Raw genomic sequence first — 14,493 nt, 5'->3', positions numbered from 1 at the left:
AGCCGGGCGCTGTGCGATGATCGGCCGGTCGCCGAGCTGGAGGAGCGCTGTTGAAGCCGTACCCGTTCACCGCCGTCGTCGGGCTGCCGGACCTGCGCCTGGCGCTCGTCCTCTCCTCGATTTCCCCCGCGGTCGGCGGCGTGCTGGTGCGCGGCGAGAAGGGCACCGCGAAGTCGACCATGGTCCGCGCGCTCGCGGGCCTGCTGCCGGGCGTGGACGTCGTCGACGGCTGCCGCTTTTCGTGTGCTCCCACGGCTCCCGACCCGCTCTGCCCGGACGGCCCGCACGACGGCGCGACCAGCCACCGCCGCCCGGCCAAGCTGGTCGAACTGCCGGTCGGCGCCGCCGAGGACCGCGTCATCGGCTCGCTGCATCTCGAACGCGCGCTGGCTGAAGGCGTCACGGACTTCCAGCCCGGCCTCCTCGCCGCCGCGCACCGCGGCCTGCTCTACGTCGACGAGGTCAACCTGCTCCACGACCACCTCGTCGACACCCTGCTCGACGCCGCCGCGATGGGCCGCGCGACCGTCGAGCGCGAGGGCGTCTCGGTGTCGCACGCGGCCCGGTTCGTCCTGATCGGCACCATGAACCCCGAGGAAGGCGAGCTGCGGCCGCAGCTGCTGGACCGGTTCGGGCTGACCGTCGAGGTCGCCTCCAGCCGCGACCCGGAGCAGCGCGTCGAAGTCGTCCGGCGCCGTCTCGCCTACGAAGCGGATCCTGACGCCTTCGCCGCGCAGTACGCCGAAGAAGACGCGCAGCTCGCCGCGGACATCGAAGCGGCGCAACGGCTTCTGCCCGCCGTCAAGCTCCCCGACGACGCCCTGCGCCAGATCGCCGAGATCTGCGCGTCCTTCGAGGTCGACGGCATGCGCGCGGACATCGTCACCGCGCGCACGGCCGTCGCGCACGCGGCCTGGGCCGGCCGCGACGAGGTGACCACCGACGACGTCCGCGTCGCCGCGCGGCTCGCGCTGCCGCACCGGCGTCGCCGCAACCCCTTCGACGCCCCGGGAATCTCCGAAGAGCAGCTGGAGCAGGCCCTCCAGGACGCCCAGCCGGACCCGGGACCCGAGGACGACGGCCCCGGCTCGGGCTCGACGCCCGAGGACGCCCCTCAGGAAGTCCCACCGGGAGACGCACCCCAGCCCCAGCAGCAGAACGGCGGTGGCCCGCAGAAGACCGTCGGCGCCGGCGAAACGTTCAAGGCCCGCGTGTTCCGCGTCAAGGGCATGGGCGAAGGCGAGCGCGGACGCCGGTCGCGCGCGATCACCGACAGCGGCCGCACCATCGGCGTCCAGCCCCCGAGCGTTCGCGACGGCCGCCCGCACCTGGTCGCGACCGTGAAAGCCGCGGCGCCGCACCAGAAGTCCCGCGGCCGCGACGGCGCCGCCCTGAAGCTGCGCCCGGAGGACCTGCGGTACGCGCTGCGCGAAGGGCGCGAAGGCAACCTCGTGCTGTTCTGCGTCGACGCGTCCGGCTCGATGGGTGCGAAGGCCCGCATGCGCGAGGTCAAGTCCGCGGTGCTCTCGCTGCTGCTCGACGCCTACCAGCGCCGTGACAAGGTCGGGCTCGTCACGTTCCGCGGTGACGCCGCCGAGCTCGTGCTCCCGCCGACGATCAGCGTCGACGCGGCCGCGTCCCGCCTCGAAGGCCTCCCGACCGGCGGCCGGACGCCCCTCGCGGAAGGCCTCCTGGAGGCCGCGCGGGTGCTGCGCGTCGAGGAGATCCGCGACCCGCGGCGCCGTCCGCTGCTGGTCGTCGTCACCGACGGCCGTGCCACCAGCGGGCCCGACGCCGTCGCGCGCGCCCAGGCCGCGGCCGGGTTGCTGACCGGCGTCACGACGATCGTCATGGACTGCGAGAGCGGCAAGATGCGCCTCGGCCTCGCCGCCGAGCTGGCCGCCCACCTCGGCGCGGAGCACGTGCCGCTGGCCGACGTCGCCGCCGAGTCGCTGGCGAGCGCCGTCCGCGCCCGGACCGGAAAGGCCGCCTGATGCCGCAGGGAAAACCGTCGGTGGTGCCGGCCGACGGCCTGACCACCCGCCAGCGCCGCAACCGGCCGCTGCTCGCCGTGCACACGGGCGAGATGAAGGGCAAGTCGACCGCCGCGTTCGGGATGGCGTTGCGCGCGTGGAACCAGGGCTGGTCGATCGGCGTGTTCCAGTTCGTCAAGTCGGCGAAGTGGCGCGTCGGCGAGGAAGCCGCGTTCAAGGCGCTGGGGAAGCTGCACGACGACACGGGCCAGGGCGGGCCGGTCGAGTGGCACAAGATGGGCGAGGGCTGGAGCTGGGCGCGCAAGTCCGGCTCCGAAGAGGACCACGCCTCGAACGCCCGTGAGGGCTGGGCCGAGATCAAGCGCCGGCTGGCGGCCGAAACACATGACTTCTACGTCCTCGACGAGTTCTCCTACCTGCTCAAGTGGGGCTGGCTGGAGGTGGACGACGTCGTGTCCGCTTTGGTCGACCGGCCGGGGCACCAGCACGTCGTCATCACCGGGCGGTACGCGCCGCCCGAGCTGGTCGAGGCCGCCGACCTGGTCGCCGAGATGACCAAGGTCAAGCACCCGATGGACGCCGGCCAGAAGGGCCAGCGGGGGATCGAGTGGTAGCGCGCGTGGTCGTCGCCGCGCCCGGGTCGGGGCACGGCAAGACGACCGTCGCGGCGGGGCTGATGGCGGCGCTGCGCGCGGCCGGGCACCGGGTCTCCGGGCACAAGGTCGGGCCCGACTTCATCGATCCGAGCTACCACGCCCTCGCCACCGGGCGCCCGGCGCGGAACCTGGACCCGTTCCTGCAGGGCGAGGACACCTTGATCCCGTTGCTGCGCCACGGTTCCCTCGGCGCGGACATCGCGGTCATCGAAGGCGTGATGGGCCTGTTCGACGGCGCTCTCGGGACCGAGGGCTACGCCTCGACCGCGCACGTGGCCCGCCTGCTGGACGCACCGGTGGTGCTGGTCGTGGACGCGTCGGCGGCCTCCCGCAGCGTCGCGGCGACCGTGCTCGGGTTCGCCCACTACGACAACCGCGTGCGGCTCGCCGGCGTGATCCTCAACAAGCTGGGCTCGCAGCGGCACCTCGACGAGATCGCGTCCGCGCTGGAGGCCACCGGCGTCCCGCTGCTCGGAGCGTTGTACCGCAACGAAGAGATCCACGCGCCGAGCCGGCACCTGGGGCTCGTCCCGGCGGCGGAACGGGCGGCGGAAGCGCAGCACGTGCTGCCGGCGCTGGCCGCTTGGGTTTCCGACGGGGTCGACTTGGAAGCGATCGTCCGGATCGCGTCCGCGGCGCCCTCGCTGTCCGCGCCGGTCTGGGAACCGTCCGGAATGGACGGTCCGCGGGTGACGGTCGCGGCCGCCGGGGGACCGGCGTTCACCTTCCGCTACACGGAGAACGTGGAGCTGCTCGCCGCGTGCGGCGTCGACGTCGTGGACATCGATCCCCTGCGGGACACGGCGTTGCCCGACGGCTGTGCTGGGCTCTACTTCGGCGGCGGGTTTCCCGAGGTGCACGCGGCGGAGCTGTCGGCGAACACGCCGTTGCTGCGGGAAGTGGCTTCGGCCATCGCTGGCGGGATGCCGGTGAGCGCGGAGTGCGCGGGCCTGCTGTACCTGTGCCAGTCGCTGGACGGCGTGCCGATGGTCGGCGCGGTCCCCGCGGACGCGAAGATGACCGCGCGCGGCAAGCTCGGCTACCGGCGCGCGGTCGCCGTCGAGGACAACCTGCTGGCGTCGGCCGGCCAGCGCGTCACCGGGCACGAGTTCCACCGCACCGAAGTGACGCCGTCGCACGGGACTTCGGCGGCGTGGGGCTGGGACCGGCAGCTGGACGGCTTCGCGTCGCCGACGTTGCACGCGTCCTACCTGCACGTCCACTGGGCGGGGTATCCCGAGCTGGCCCACCGGTTCGCGGCGCGGGTCCGGGCCCATGCCTGACTACGACCTGCACCACCACGGCGATCGCGAGGTCGGGCCGGGGCTGGTCGACCTCGCTGTGAACGTCCGGTTGCCACGGCCACCCGCGTGGCTGCGGGATGAACTGGCGTCCGCTTTGGACTCTCTCGCGGCTTACCCCTCCACTTCGGATGCTGTGCACGCCGTCGCCGCACGCCATGGTCGTTCCCCCTCGGAAGTCCTGGTCACCGCGGGTGCGGCGGAGGCGTTCACGCTGCTGGCGTCGGCTTTTCGGCCCCGGCACGCGGTCGTCGTGCACCCGCAGTTCACCGAGCCCGAAGCGGCGTTGCGGGGCGCGGGGCATCCGGTTTCGCGGGTCGTTTTGTCCGAAGTGGACGGTTTCGTGCTGGACCCGGCGCTGGTTCCGGCCGAGGCCGACCTGGTGTTCGTCGGCAATCCGACGAACCCGACGTCGGTCCTGCATCCAGCGTCGTCGCTGCTTTCCTTGGCGCGACCTGGGCGACTGCTCGTGGTCGACGAGGCGTTCCTGGACGCGATCCCGGGGGAGGCCGAGAGCCTGGCGTCCGGTGTTCCCGGTGTCGTCGTGCTGCGGAGCCTGACGAAGACGTGGGGGCTGGCCGGGCTGCGGGCGGGGTACGTGCTCGCTTCGGCGGACGTCATCGAGCGGCTGCGGGCGGTGCAGGTGCCGTGGTCGGTGTCCACTTTGGCCGGGGTGGCGACGGTGGCTTGCTGTCGCCCGTCCGCCTTGGAGGAAGCGGAAAAGCTGGCGATCGCGGCGGAATCGGACCGCGAGTACCTGGTGTCCGGCCTGACGGCGGCGGGTGTGCCGGTACTGGGCGACCCGCGCGGCCCGTTCGTACTGGTCCGCGTGCCCGACGGTGTTTCCTTGCGCGCGCGTCTGCGTGAGGCAGGTTACGCGGTGCGGCGCGGGGACACGTTCCCCGGCCTCGGCCCGGACCACCTGCGCCTGGCGGTCCGCGACCGCGCGACGACGGACGCGTTCCTGACCGCGTTGCGGAAACTTCTGTAAACACCGACAGGGGGTTGTCGCTACCGCGGCCGAAAGTGGGTGCAGCCGGGAAACGCCCGGCGTGGCAGCGGAAGGAACGACATGCCCGGATTCAACGACGTCGCCTGGTTCGAGATCGGCACCGACGACCCGGCGGCCGCCGAACGGTTCTACGGCGACGTCTTCGGCTGGAAGGTCGGGCAGGACGACACGGCGAGCACCGACACCGCCTACCGCGTGATCGACACCGGCGGTTCGCGCGGCGGCCTGTTCACCGGCCAGGAGAACTACGCGATTTTCACCGTGCTGGTGGAGGACGTCGACGCCACCTGCCGCCAGGTCGAGAAAGCCGGCGGGCGGGTGCAGCGGCCACCGAGCGTCAACCCGGTCGGCGTGACGTTCGCGCACGTGCTCGACCCGGCCGGCAACCACTTCTCCGTGTTCACCCCGCCAAAGTGAGCTGCTCTACGTCGCCGTAAGGGATGTCGAGGTCCTCGGGCCGCAGCCGGCGCAGCGGCGGTACCTCGGCCAGCACGGAGAAGGAGGCGATGCGGTCGGTGCGGAAAGCCCGGATCTCCCGGCGCAGCCGGCACCAGGCGATGAGGTACCAGTGTTCGGGCTTGCCGACGTAGCCGAGCGGTTCGACCTCCCGCCGGGTGGCGGTGCCGGCGCGGTCGGTGTAGCGGATGCGCAGAACGCGGCGGATGCCGAGCACGGCGGGCATCGGCGGGATGGGGCCGCTGCCGAGCAGGTGGACACAGGTGGCGAGGTCCTGCGCGGCTTTGACGTCCTCCCGCCGCATCGCCGCGACGAGCTTGCGCAGCGCCGAGCGCCCGTCCGCCTGGAAGGGGGTGCCGTCGAGGTGCCTCAGCGCGAGTGCCATGGCGACGGCCTCGCCGGGTGTCAGGTTGACCGGCGGCATCGTGTGCGCCTTGTCGAGGCAGTACCCGCCGGTGCGGCCCGTCTCGGCGTAGATGGGCACGCCGGACTGCTGCAGTGCGCTGATGTCCCGTTCGACGGTGCGGACGCTCACCTCGAACCGGGACGCGAGCCAGCGCGCGCTGCGCGGGCGAGGGGCGACAGCACGGAGTTCTTCGACGAGCGCGTACAGCCGATCGGTTCGGTTCACGCGCTGCACTCTAGGAAGGGGGTACGACAGTTTCAGACGAGCGCGAGTAGGGCGGCTGCGACGGCGACTTCGACGCCGGCGCCGAGGACGTCGCCGGTGACGCCGCCGAGGCGCTTGGTGCACCGCCACAGGAGCGCTCCGGTGACGGCGTAGGCGAGGACGACCGCGAGTGGTCCGCGCCACCATGGCAGCCCGGGCAGCAGGGTGGTGAGCCCGGCGGCGACAAGGCCGACGGCGACCGCCGCGGTGCGGGGCACCGAGCCCGCGACGGTGGCGCCGAGACCCTCCGACCGAGCCGAGGGGACGCCGCGGGCGCACGCCAGCGAGAGCGAGCACCGGCCGATGAGGACTCCGGCGGCCGCGGTGACCGGGCCGGCCGCGGTCAGCGCGCCGACCTGGACGAGCAGGACGAACACGAGCGTCGCGACCCCGGTCGGCCCGGAGTCCCCGCGGCGCATGACGTCGAGGGCCTTGGCACGGTCGTAGGACGCACCGAGGCCATCGGCGGTGTCGGCGAGCCCATCGAGGTGCAACCCCCGGCTCCCTAGGGCGACAACCCCGAGCGCGAGAGCGGCGGTAGCGAGTGAAGGGAGGTGAAGAGCGTGCCCGGCAGCGACCACAAGACCGGCAGCCACGGCGAGAGGCAGGGCGGCCAGGGGAGCAAGCACCATGGCCCCACCGGCAACCCGCCGATCGATGACGCGTGGCGCCGGGACGCGAAGGGTGGTCAACGTCCCGACGGCCATCCGCGCGGAGTCCGTCAAGCGGCTCACGTCAGGTTGTCCACAGCGTGAGCGGACCCGGCGGAGTTGTCCACAGATCGCCGAGCGGAGGTTTTTGCCCGGTCGGGGCCGATAGACTGGAGCGGGGACGCCCCCCAGGGAGTGGCGGGGTCCCGGCAAAGTCGGATCGGTGCGGCCGGTCCGGGAGCCGGTGACGTCATGAACGAGTCGTTTACCTCGCCGGATGCGATGAACGAGTCGTTGATGACCATCGAAGCTCGGCGTCCCGCTGAAGCGCCTCTTCGGCCCGGCGTTCCGCGGGCGGTGGTGCCGGGCGGAGCATCGCCCCACCCGACTTTGCCGGAACCCTGCCAGGGAGTGGCGGGGGCTGCTCTCATGCCAGGTCCGCCAGCAGACCCATGTCGGCCAAGATGGCGCGGGCCGCGCGGAGCGTCGGGACGGCCTGCACCGCGCCGCTGCCTTCGCCGAGCCGCAGCCCGAAGTCCAAGATCGGCTCCAGGCCCAGCGCCTTGAGGGCGAACGCCTGCGAAGGTTCCGTCGACCGGTGCCCGGCCAGCCACCACTGCTCCGCGCCCGGCGCGATGTCCCGCGCGACCAGCGCGGCCGCGCCCGAAAACACGCCGTCGAGCAGCACCGGGATCCCCAGGACCGCCGCCTCGACCAGGAAGCCGGCCGTCGCCGCGACGCACGCGCTGCCCAGCGCCGTCAGCCGGTCGAACGGGTCCTCCGTCCGGCCCGCCGTCCGCGTCAGTGCCGCCGCGACCGCTGCTGTCTTGCGCTCGAGGCCGTCCGCGTCGACTCCGGTCCCGGTGCCGACCACCTCGGTGGCCGGCAGTCCCAGCGAGGCCGCCACCAGGGCCGCGCACATCGCCGTGTTGCCGATCCCCATGTCGCCCGGGATCAGCACGTCCGCGTCCGCTTCCTCGCGGGCGATCGCCCGGCCGGCCTCGAACGCCGCCCGCGCTTCACCCGGCAGCAGCGCGTCCTCGACGTCGATCGAGCCCGATCCGCGGCGGATCTTGTGCGCGGTGACCTCGGGCGGTACGTCCGTGCCGTCCCAGTCGACGCCGAGGTCGGCCACGCGCACCTTCGCGCCGACCTGCGCGGCCAGCACGTTGACGCCGCTCTTGCCGGCCAGGAACACCCGCACCATCGCCGCGGTCACCTCGCGCGGGTACGCCGACAGCGCCGACACACCGTGGTCGCCCGCGAAGACGACCACCCGGACGTCGTCCAGCGGGCGCGGCGGCACGCTGCCGTGCGCCGCGGCCAGCCAGGCGGCGATTTCCTCCAGCCTGCCGAGCGAGCCGAGCGGCTTGACCAGGCCGTCGAGCCGCTCCTGTGCGGCGGCGCGGGCGGCGGGGTCGGGGACGGGAACGTCGAACACGGGCGCCTCCTGGCTACAGGTCGAGCGCCCGGCCCGCGACGACCAGCACGACCCGGTCGGCGTCGGCGGACACCCGGTTGTTGAGTGCGCCCAGCACATCACGGAAAAGGCGTCCGGACGACGTTGCGGGCACCACACCGCTGCCGACCTCGTTGCTGACCGCGACCACCGGCACCCGCGCCGCGGCCCAGGCGGCGAGGAAGTCCTCGAGCCGGTCGTCCAGCCGGTGTTCCCAGCCCGGCTTCTGCTTCCACGCGCCGACGTCGTCCAGCACGCGGGACAGCCACGTGCCGAGGCAGTCGATCAGCAGCGGCTCGGTCGCCTTCCGGAGGGTGCCGGCGAGGTCGGTGGTCTCGACGGTCTTCCAGTGCGAGGGCCGCCGCGCCTGGTGCGCGGCCACCCGCGCGGCCCATTCGGGGTCGTCTTCGCCGGCGGGAAGGCCGGGCGCGACGTAGACGAGGTGCGAGTGGCCGGCGACGAGCCGTTCGGCGTGCCGCGACTTCCCCGAGCGGACGCCGCCGAGGACCAGCACCTTGCCTTCGTCGCGGCCGTACCGGCGGAGGGCGCGGGCCAGGGTCTCGAGGTAGCCCGCGAGGCGGGCCGTCAGCCTCGCCGGCTTCTTCTTCCCCGCGGAGGCGGTGGCCGCTGCCGGCGTCTTCTTTCCTGCGGAAGAGGTGTTGGGCTCCGCCGACGTACTCTTTCCTGCGGAAGAGGTGTTGGGCTCCGCCGACGTACTCATTCCCGTGGAAGAGGCGTTGGGCTCTGCCGACGTACTCTTTCCCGCGGAGGCGGCGTTGGGCACAGTCATACCCGGCATTGTGGTGCACGCGCTACCGTGCGCCACGTGCCACTCCGTCTAGGGACAACCGCTGCCGGACTCGTTACCGGATACGCCGCCGACACCCTGTTCGGCGACCCCCGACGGGGGCACCCGGTCGCGCTGTTCGGCTCGGCGGCGGTGCGCCTCGAACGTCTCGTGTGGGCGGACTCGAAGCCGCGCGGAGCGGCGTACGCGGGGTTGTGCACCTTCGGCGCCGTCGGCCTCGGAGTCGCGCTTCAGACGGCGACGCGGCGAAGCCCCTTCGCACGCTTCGCCCTCACGGCCGTATGTACGTGGGTAGTCCTCGGTGGACGCGGCCTCGCCGCCGAAGGCGCCGAAATGGCCAGATTGCTCGAAGCGGGCGAGGTACCTTCGGCGCGTACGCGGCTCTCGCACCTCTGCGCGCGCGACGCGACGACGCTCGACTCCGCCGAGCTCACCCGCGCGGCGACCGAGTCGATCGCGGAGAACACGTCGGACGCCGTGGTCGCGCCGCTGTTCTGGGGCGCGGTCGCCGGGCTGCCGGGGCTGCTGGGCTACCGGGCGCTGAACACCTTGGACGCGATGGTCGGCTACAAGTCACCGCGGTACCGGCGGTTCGGTTGGGCGGCGGCCCGCGCAGACGACGTGGCCAACCTGGTGCCGTCCCGGATCGGTGCGGCGCTGACGGCGGCGTGCGCACCGCTGGCGGGAGGACGAGCGCGCGAGGCATGGCGGATCTGGCGCCGAGACGGCAGCCGCCACCCCAGCCCGAACGCGGGCCAGGTGGAGGCGGCGTTCGCGGGAGCGCTGAACATCAGACTGGGCGGAACGAACAGCTACGGAGGCGAAGTGGAGAGCCGCGCGCGGCTGGGCGAGGGCCGTGACCCGCAACCAGTGGACCTGCGCCGAGCAGTGAGGTTGTCGCGCCTGATCGGTGTAGCAGCAGCAGCCATCGCCGCCGCCGCAGCCCCCACCACTCCCTGGGGGGCGTCCCCTGTCCAGTCTATCGGCTCGGCGCGCCGGGCAAGGGCCGCTCGGCGATCTGTGGACTACTGCGCCGGCGCGGTGCGGGCTGTGGACAACTCGCGGACCGCGCGGTGAGCGGCCTGCTCGTCGCCGGCACCACCTCCGACGCCGGCAAGAGCCTCGTCACCGCCGGGGTCTGCCGGTGGCTGGCCCGCCGCGGTGTGCGCGTCGCGCCCTTCAAAGCGCAGAACATGTCCAACAACTCCATGGTCTGCGCCGACGGGGCCGAGATCGGGCGCGCCCAGTGGCTGCAGGCCCGCGCCGCCCGCGTTGAACCCGAAGCCGCCATGAATCCCGTCCTGCTCAAGCCCGGGAGTGACCGGCGCAGCCACGTCGTCGCGCTCGGGAAACCCTTCGGCACCCTCGAAGCCGGCGAGTACGCCACCGGGCGCGCCGGGCTGGCCGATATCGCCTTCGGTGCCTTCCGGGACCTCAACGACCGCTACGACGTCGTCGTCTGCGAAGGGGCCGGGAGCCCCGCCGAGATCAACCTGCGCGGCGGGGACTACGTCAACATGGGGCTCGCCCGGCGGTTCGGGCTGCCGGTGCTCGTCGTCGGCGACATCGACCGCGGCGGCGTCCTCGCCGCCATGTTCGGCACCCTCGCCCTGCTGTCGGCCGAAGACCAGGCGCTCGTCGCCGGCTGGGTGGTCAACAAGTTCCGCGGCGACGTCGGCCTGCTGCGCCCTGGCCTCGACAGCCTCGAGAAGGTGACCGGCCGGCCGGTGCTCGGCGTGCTCCCGTGGCTCGACCGCGTCTGGATCGACTCCGAGGACGCCCTCGCCGCCGCGGGCTGGCGCCGGGAGGCCCACGGCCGCGGCCTGCGGGTGGCCGTCGTGCGGTTCCCGCGCGCGTCCAACGCCACCGATGTCGACGCGCTCGCCGCCGAACCCGGCGTCACCGTCACGCTCACCGCCGACCCGGACGTGGTCGCGGATGCCGACGTCGTCGTGCTGCCCGGGTCGCGCGCCACCGTCACCGACCTCGACTGGCTGCGCGACCGTGGGCTCGACACGGCGGTCGCGGCCCGCGCCGCCGCCGGCCGCCCGGTGCTCGGCATCTGCGGCGGCTACCAGATGCTCGCCGAGTCCATTGTGGACGACGTCGAGTCCGGTGCGGGCGAGGTGCCCGGCCTCGGCCTGCTGCCGGCCCGGGTGACGTTCGACGAGGAGAAGGTGCTCGCCCGCCCGACGGGCACGTGGCGCGGCGCGCCCGTCGAGGCGTACGAGATCCACCACGGCTCGGTGACGACCCGGGCGCCCCTGGAGTCCTTTCTGGACGGAGTCCGCGACGGCGCGGTCTGGGGCACGATGTGGCACGGAGCCTTCGAGAACGACGCGTTCCGCCGCGCCTGGCTCACGGAAGCTGCGGCCCGGTCCGGCGTCGAGTGGACCCCGGCGCCCGATGCCCCCGGCTTCGCCGACCTGCGCGAGCAGATGCTGGACAAGCTCGCCGACGCGGTCGATGAGCACCTGGACACGGCGGCGTTGAGCACCCTGCTGGAGCTGGGCGCCCCGAAAGCCCTGCCGTTCGTCCCGCCCGGCGCGCCCTGACGATCAGGGCAGCACGGAGCCGGTGAGCTTCCCGCTGACCCGCCGTGCGGTGCAGACCGCCTCGCGGGCCCCGGCGCTCCAGGACGACTCGGTCGGGACGTGCGCGACGAAATCGATGCCGGGCGGCGTGGTGCCCCCGGGGAGGGACGCGGCCGCCGCGATCCGGCACAACGGCTGCGCCAGCTCCTGCAGCGCGGTGCCGCGGGGGTAGGTCTCGTAACCGTTGCTGACGTCGACCCGCGCGGCGATCTGCTCGTCGTGCGGCAGGTCGCAGGCGACCCGGATGACCTGCGCGCTGTCCGCGTCGAAGTCCAGGCAGTCGCCGATCGCCATGGTGTCGAGGTAGTCCGGGGCCGCGGCCGCGTGCTTGGCCTGCTGCGGCGTGATCGCCACCAAGCCGCCGATGATCCAAAGCACGCTGAGCACCAGCCCGGCGATGGCCAGGCCGGTGCCGTCCCGGCCGGTGCGGCCGACCCGGATCAGGGCGCGGATCCCGAAGCCGACGGCGAGCGGGACCACTCCCAACAGTCCCAGGACGAACGCCGTGATCGCGAACCCGTCGGTCCCGGGGGACTCGACGGGTCCGCGGACGGTCGTCTGGTCATGGCTGGACAACGTGGAGCGTGTTTCGTCGAACAATGGGTCCCCTCCGGAGTCCCCCGACCCGGCCGGGGGAACTCTAGAGACCCGAGATCACGATGCGGCGACGGCGGTCTTCTTGTTCAGCGCCTTCTCCGCGAAGGCACCGAACGCCAGGCCCAGCGCCAGCCAGAGCGTCACCTGGGTGCCGACCGACGCCGTGCGGAAGCTCCACAGCGTCGAGGCCGGGAAGTCCGCCGGGACCTCGTCGACCACCGGCATCAGCCAGGCCACCACGCCGATCACGACGAGGTAGCCCGCCGCGGCCAGGAGGAAGCCGTTCCACGCTCCGAAGCGGTCCGCGAGCTTGCGGCCGGACACCGTCGCGAGGATGCCCACCAGCAGCGACACCGCGACGAACCCGAAGTACAGCTCGGTGCGCGAGCCGATCGTGCCCGGCTGGCCGACCGCCGGCGGGTTCGCCGGGTACTTCAGGAACGGCACCAGGAACACCACCGCGAACGCGCCGCCGGTGAGCAGCAACGCCATCACGCGGGGGCGGAGGTTGCCGAGGCGGCCCTGGGCGAACGCGAAGGCCAGCGAAAGCAGCCCGCCGATCGCGACGCCGTAGACCAGCACGCCGGTCAGCAGCCCGACCGTGCTCTGGATGTCCCGCGGGACGAGCTCTTCCTCGTGTTCTTCGGCCGGTGCCGGCGTGGCGCCCGCGTCGTGGGAATGGGAGTGGCCGCCGGAGTCTTCGAGGCCGATGGCGGTGTCGACCGACGGCTCACCGAAGGCGTAGGCGAACCCGAACGCGAGCACGCCGGCGATCAGGCCCGCGAGCATGCCGCGGACCAGCAGGGTCTTCATCATGGGAGGTCGTGCCGCCGCTCAGTGGCAGGGGAAGGCCAGCAGGTGCCGGCCGTCGTGCACGAACTCGTGGACGTACATGTTCGCGAACACCGAGGTGGCGCCCTGCTCGGCGCTGACGAAGTACAGCGCGATCAGGGCGAGGAGCACCACGAACACCGCCCACGGCACGATCTCACGGATCGGGATGCGGATCGGGAGCGGGACGGCGGGAGCTGCCGTGTGGGACATGAGTGTGGCCTCCTCGGGCTTTCGCGGCCTCATCGGGGACTGCACGAAGGGATCCGGGTCTGGCTTCCCCCTGGCGGGGGTCACAGTGGCGCGACCGCGCGGACTTGCACCGCGTTCCGGAATCTCCTCGTCTGGCCGGTTGAGCGTAGGTCCGCCGTTCGGGCGGCGTCAATGAGGCTTATTCAGCCGTCGGCCACCGCATGGCATCCGTGGTGGCCCACGACCTGCGCGGGGGGTGCGGCGGCCTAACCAGAATAAGCCTCAAATGTGACAATGCCGCGGTGACTCGAATGGTGGCGGCCCTCGATGTGGGCGGGACGACGATCAAGGCGGCGTTGCTCGACGAGCAGCTGCAGCCCAAGGCGACGCTGCGGGCGGAGACGGCCCGCAGCGCGGACGGCACGGCGCTGGCCGCGCAGGTCGCGGAGATCGTGACGGCGCTGGCGGAGCAGGCGGGCACCGGGCGGCCGTCGGCGGTCGGCGTGGTCGTGCCCGGGATCGTCGACGAGGAGACCCGCGTCTGCCACTTCTCGGCCAACCTCGACTGGCGCGAGGTCCCGTTCGGCGAGCTGCTCGAGGGCCGGCTGGGGCTGCCGGTGGCGTTCGGCCACGACGTCACGGCGGGCGGCATCGCCGAGTTCCGCGTGGGCGCGGGCCAGGGCGCGACGAACGCGGCGTTCATCCCGGTCGGCACCGGCATCGCGGCGGCGCTGCTGCTCGACGGCCGGATCCACCGCGCGCACGGGCAGGCGGGCGAAGTCGGCCACATCGACGTGGGTCACCCGGGCAAGTGCGGCTGCGGCGCGACGGGCTGCCTGGAGGCGATCTCCTCGGCGGCGGCGATCGCCCGCCGGTACACGGAGAGAACGGGCCGCGCGGCCGACGGGGCCCGCGAGGTGGTGGAGCTGGCCCGCCACGGCGAGGAGGTGGCGGTGGCGGTGGTCCAGGACGCGCTGGACGGTCTGGGGCACGGGATCCGGACGTTGCTGACGTTGCTGGGCCCGGAGGTGATCGTCCTCGGCGGCGGCTTGTTCACAGCGGCGGATTACGTGCTGGAACCGGTTCGCGAGTGGCTGGCCGCGCACTTGACGTTCCAGCGGATGCCGGAGCTGCGGATCGCGAAACTGGGTGACGAGGCCGGCCGGCTGGGGGCGGGGTTGCTGGCGCTCGACTTGCTGAAGGACTGACTCGCCGCCAGGCCGTGAATGCCACAGCGCAGGATTGTTTGTCCCCGATGTGGCATTCACGGCTT

15 protein-coding genes are annotated in these 14,493 nt (G+C 72.9%); 8 read left to right on the top strand and 7 right to left on the bottom strand.

The genetic code is table 11. The annotated features are described in order from the left end of the window. Window positions 1-50 precede the first annotated feature (50 nt). The 5 genes from ACERZO_RS39145 to ACERZO_RS39125 all read left to right on the top strand — a co-directional run bounded on the left by ACERZO_RS39145 (window position 51) and on the right by ACERZO_RS39125 (window position 5,380). The gene (locus ACERZO_RS39145; RefSeq protein WP_372671058.1) at window positions 51-1,994 is read left to right on the top strand and encodes a putative cobaltochelatase; all 1,944 of its coding nucleotides are present in this window, start codon (window positions 51-53) and stop codon (window positions 1,992-1,994) included. Beyond that, window positions 1,994-2,608: a cob(I)yrinic acid a,c-diamide adenosyltransferase gene (gene cobO / locus ACERZO_RS39140; protein WP_372671057.1), complete on the top strand. Its 615-nt coding sequence runs from the start codon at window positions 1,994-1,996 to the stop codon at window positions 2,606-2,608. The genes ACERZO_RS39145 and cobO overlap by 1 nt, the downstream gene beginning before the upstream one ends. Beyond that, window positions 2,602-3,933, top strand: coding sequence for a cobyrinate a,c-diamide synthase (locus ACERZO_RS39135; protein ID WP_372671056.1), 1,332 nt, complete (start codon window positions 2,602-2,604; stop codon window positions 3,931-3,933). Before cobO ends, ACERZO_RS39135 begins: the two co-directional genes overlap by 7 nt. Continuing rightward, window positions 3,926-4,942 (top strand): Rv2231c family pyridoxal phosphate-dependent protein CobC, encoded by a 1,017-nt coding sequence (gene cobC / locus ACERZO_RS39130; RefSeq protein WP_372671055.1) that lies wholly within the window; start codon window positions 3,926-3,928, stop codon window positions 4,940-4,942. The genes ACERZO_RS39135 and cobC overlap by 8 nt, the downstream gene beginning before the upstream one ends. A gap of 81 nt (window positions 4,943-5,023) precedes the next feature. Next, window positions 5,024-5,380 (top strand): VOC family protein, encoded by a 357-nt coding sequence (locus tag ACERZO_RS39125; RefSeq protein ID WP_372671054.1) that lies wholly within the window; start codon window positions 5,024-5,026, stop codon window positions 5,378-5,380. Here the strand turns inward: ACERZO_RS39125 and ACERZO_RS39120 are convergent. The 4 genes from ACERZO_RS39120 to ACERZO_RS39105 form a co-directional block, all read right to left on the bottom strand. Next, window positions 5,364-6,050: a helix-turn-helix transcriptional regulator gene (locus ACERZO_RS39120; RefSeq protein WP_372671053.1), complete on the bottom strand. Its 687-nt coding sequence runs from the start codon at window positions 6,048-6,050 to the stop codon at window positions 5,364-5,366. The genes ACERZO_RS39125 and ACERZO_RS39120 overlap by 17 nt on opposite strands. 32 nt (window positions 6,051-6,082) lie before the next feature. Beyond that, window positions 6,083-6,796, bottom strand: a complete 714-nt coding sequence (locus tag ACERZO_RS39115) for an adenosylcobinamide-GDP ribazoletransferase (protein ID WP_372671226.1) — start codon at window positions 6,794-6,796, stop codon at window positions 6,083-6,085. Between the two features lie 370 nt (window positions 6,797-7,166). Continuing rightward, window positions 7,167-8,180 carry a nicotinate-nucleotide--dimethylbenzimidazole phosphoribosyltransferase gene (gene cobT, locus ACERZO_RS39110; protein ID WP_372671052.1) on the bottom strand — a complete coding sequence of 338 codons (1,014 nt, stop codon included), beginning with the start codon at window positions 8,178-8,180 and terminating at the stop codon, window positions 7,167-7,169. Between the two features lie 13 nt (window positions 8,181-8,193). After that, window positions 8,194-8,919, bottom strand: coding sequence for a bifunctional adenosylcobinamide kinase/adenosylcobinamide-phosphate guanylyltransferase (locus ACERZO_RS39105; RefSeq protein ID WP_372671051.1), 726 nt, complete (start codon window positions 8,917-8,919; stop codon window positions 8,194-8,196). A 105-nt stretch (window positions 8,920-9,024) separates the two neighbouring features. Here ACERZO_RS39105 and ACERZO_RS39100 point away from each other — a divergent pair, with 105 nt between their 5' ends. Beyond that, complete coding sequence (locus ACERZO_RS39100) at window positions 9,025-10,083, top strand: cobalamin biosynthesis protein (RefSeq protein WP_372671050.1); 1,059 nt, start codon at window positions 9,025-9,027, stop codon at window positions 10,081-10,083. Further along, the gene (locus ACERZO_RS39095) at window positions 10,080-11,561 is read left to right on the top strand and encodes a cobyric acid synthase (protein WP_372671049.1); all 1,482 of its coding nucleotides are present in this window, start codon (window positions 10,080-10,082) and stop codon (window positions 11,559-11,561) included. Before ACERZO_RS39100 ends, ACERZO_RS39095 begins: the two co-directional genes overlap by 4 nt. 3 nt (window positions 11,562-11,564) lie before the next feature. Here ACERZO_RS39095 and ACERZO_RS39090 read toward each other — a convergent pair whose 3' ends face one another. From ACERZO_RS39090 to ACERZO_RS39080, 3 genes are read right to left on the bottom strand one after another with little or no spacing between them, the layout of a single operon-like run. Beyond that, window positions 11,565-12,200, bottom strand: coding sequence for a DUF4190 domain-containing protein (locus ACERZO_RS39090; protein ID WP_372671048.1), 636 nt, complete (start codon window positions 12,198-12,200; stop codon window positions 11,565-11,567). Between the two features lie 54 nt (window positions 12,201-12,254). Next, window positions 12,255-13,013, bottom strand: coding sequence for a CbtA family protein (locus ACERZO_RS39085; protein WP_372671047.1), 759 nt, complete (start codon window positions 13,011-13,013; stop codon window positions 12,255-12,257). A gap of 18 nt (window positions 13,014-13,031) precedes the next feature. Continuing rightward, on the bottom strand, window positions 13,032-13,241 hold the full coding sequence (locus ACERZO_RS39080; RefSeq protein ID WP_372671046.1) for a CbtB domain-containing protein: 210 nt from the start codon (window positions 13,239-13,241) through the stop codon (window positions 13,032-13,034). A gap of 290 nt (window positions 13,242-13,531) precedes the next feature. Between ACERZO_RS39080 and ACERZO_RS39075 the strand changes: the two genes are divergently transcribed. Then, the gene (locus ACERZO_RS39075; protein WP_372671225.1) at window positions 13,532-14,428 is read left to right on the top strand and encodes an ROK family protein; all 897 of its coding nucleotides are present in this window, start codon (window positions 13,532-13,534) and stop codon (window positions 14,426-14,428) included. Window positions 14,429-14,493 lie beyond the last annotated feature (65 nt).

The sequence above is a fragment of the Amycolatopsis kentuckyensis genome (assembly GCF_041679295.1).
In the GTDB taxonomy this organism is placed as follows: Bacteria; Actinomycetota; Actinomycetes; order Mycobacteriales; family Pseudonocardiaceae; genus Amycolatopsis; species Amycolatopsis kentuckyensis_A.
Note: the sequence above shows the minus strand (reverse complement) of the source record. Positions and strands in the feature narration are given on the sequence as shown.

Coding starts and splice junctions, on each gene's coding strand:
- cobO (WP_372671057.1), top strand. CDS start 1,994: ATGCCGCAGGGAAAACCGTCGGTGGTGCCGGCCGACGGCCTGACCACC.
- cobC (WP_372671055.1), top strand. CDS start 3,926: ATGCCTGACTACGACCTGCACCACCACGGCGATCGCGAGGTCGGGCCG.
- ACERZO_RS39125 (WP_372671054.1), top strand. CDS start 5,024: ATGCCCGGATTCAACGACGTCGCCTGGTTCGAGATCGGCACCGACGAC.
- ACERZO_RS39115 (WP_372671226.1), bottom strand. CDS start 6,796: ATGGCCGTCGGGACGTTGACCACCCTTCGCGTCCCGGCGCCACGCGTC.
- ACERZO_RS39105 (WP_372671051.1), bottom strand. CDS start 8,919: ATGAGTACGTCGGCGGAGCCCAACACCTCTTCCGCAGGAAAGAGTACG.
- ACERZO_RS39085 (WP_372671047.1), bottom strand. CDS start 13,013: ATGATGAAGACCCTGCTGGTCCGCGGCATGCTCGCGGGCCTGATCGCC.
- ACERZO_RS39080 (WP_372671046.1), bottom strand. CDS start 13,241: ATGTCCCACACGGCAGCTCCCGCCGTCCCGCTCCCGATCCGCATCCCG.
- ACERZO_RS39075 (WP_372671225.1), top strand. CDS start 13,532: ATGGTGGCGGCCCTCGATGTGGGCGGGACGACGATCAAGGCGGCGTTG.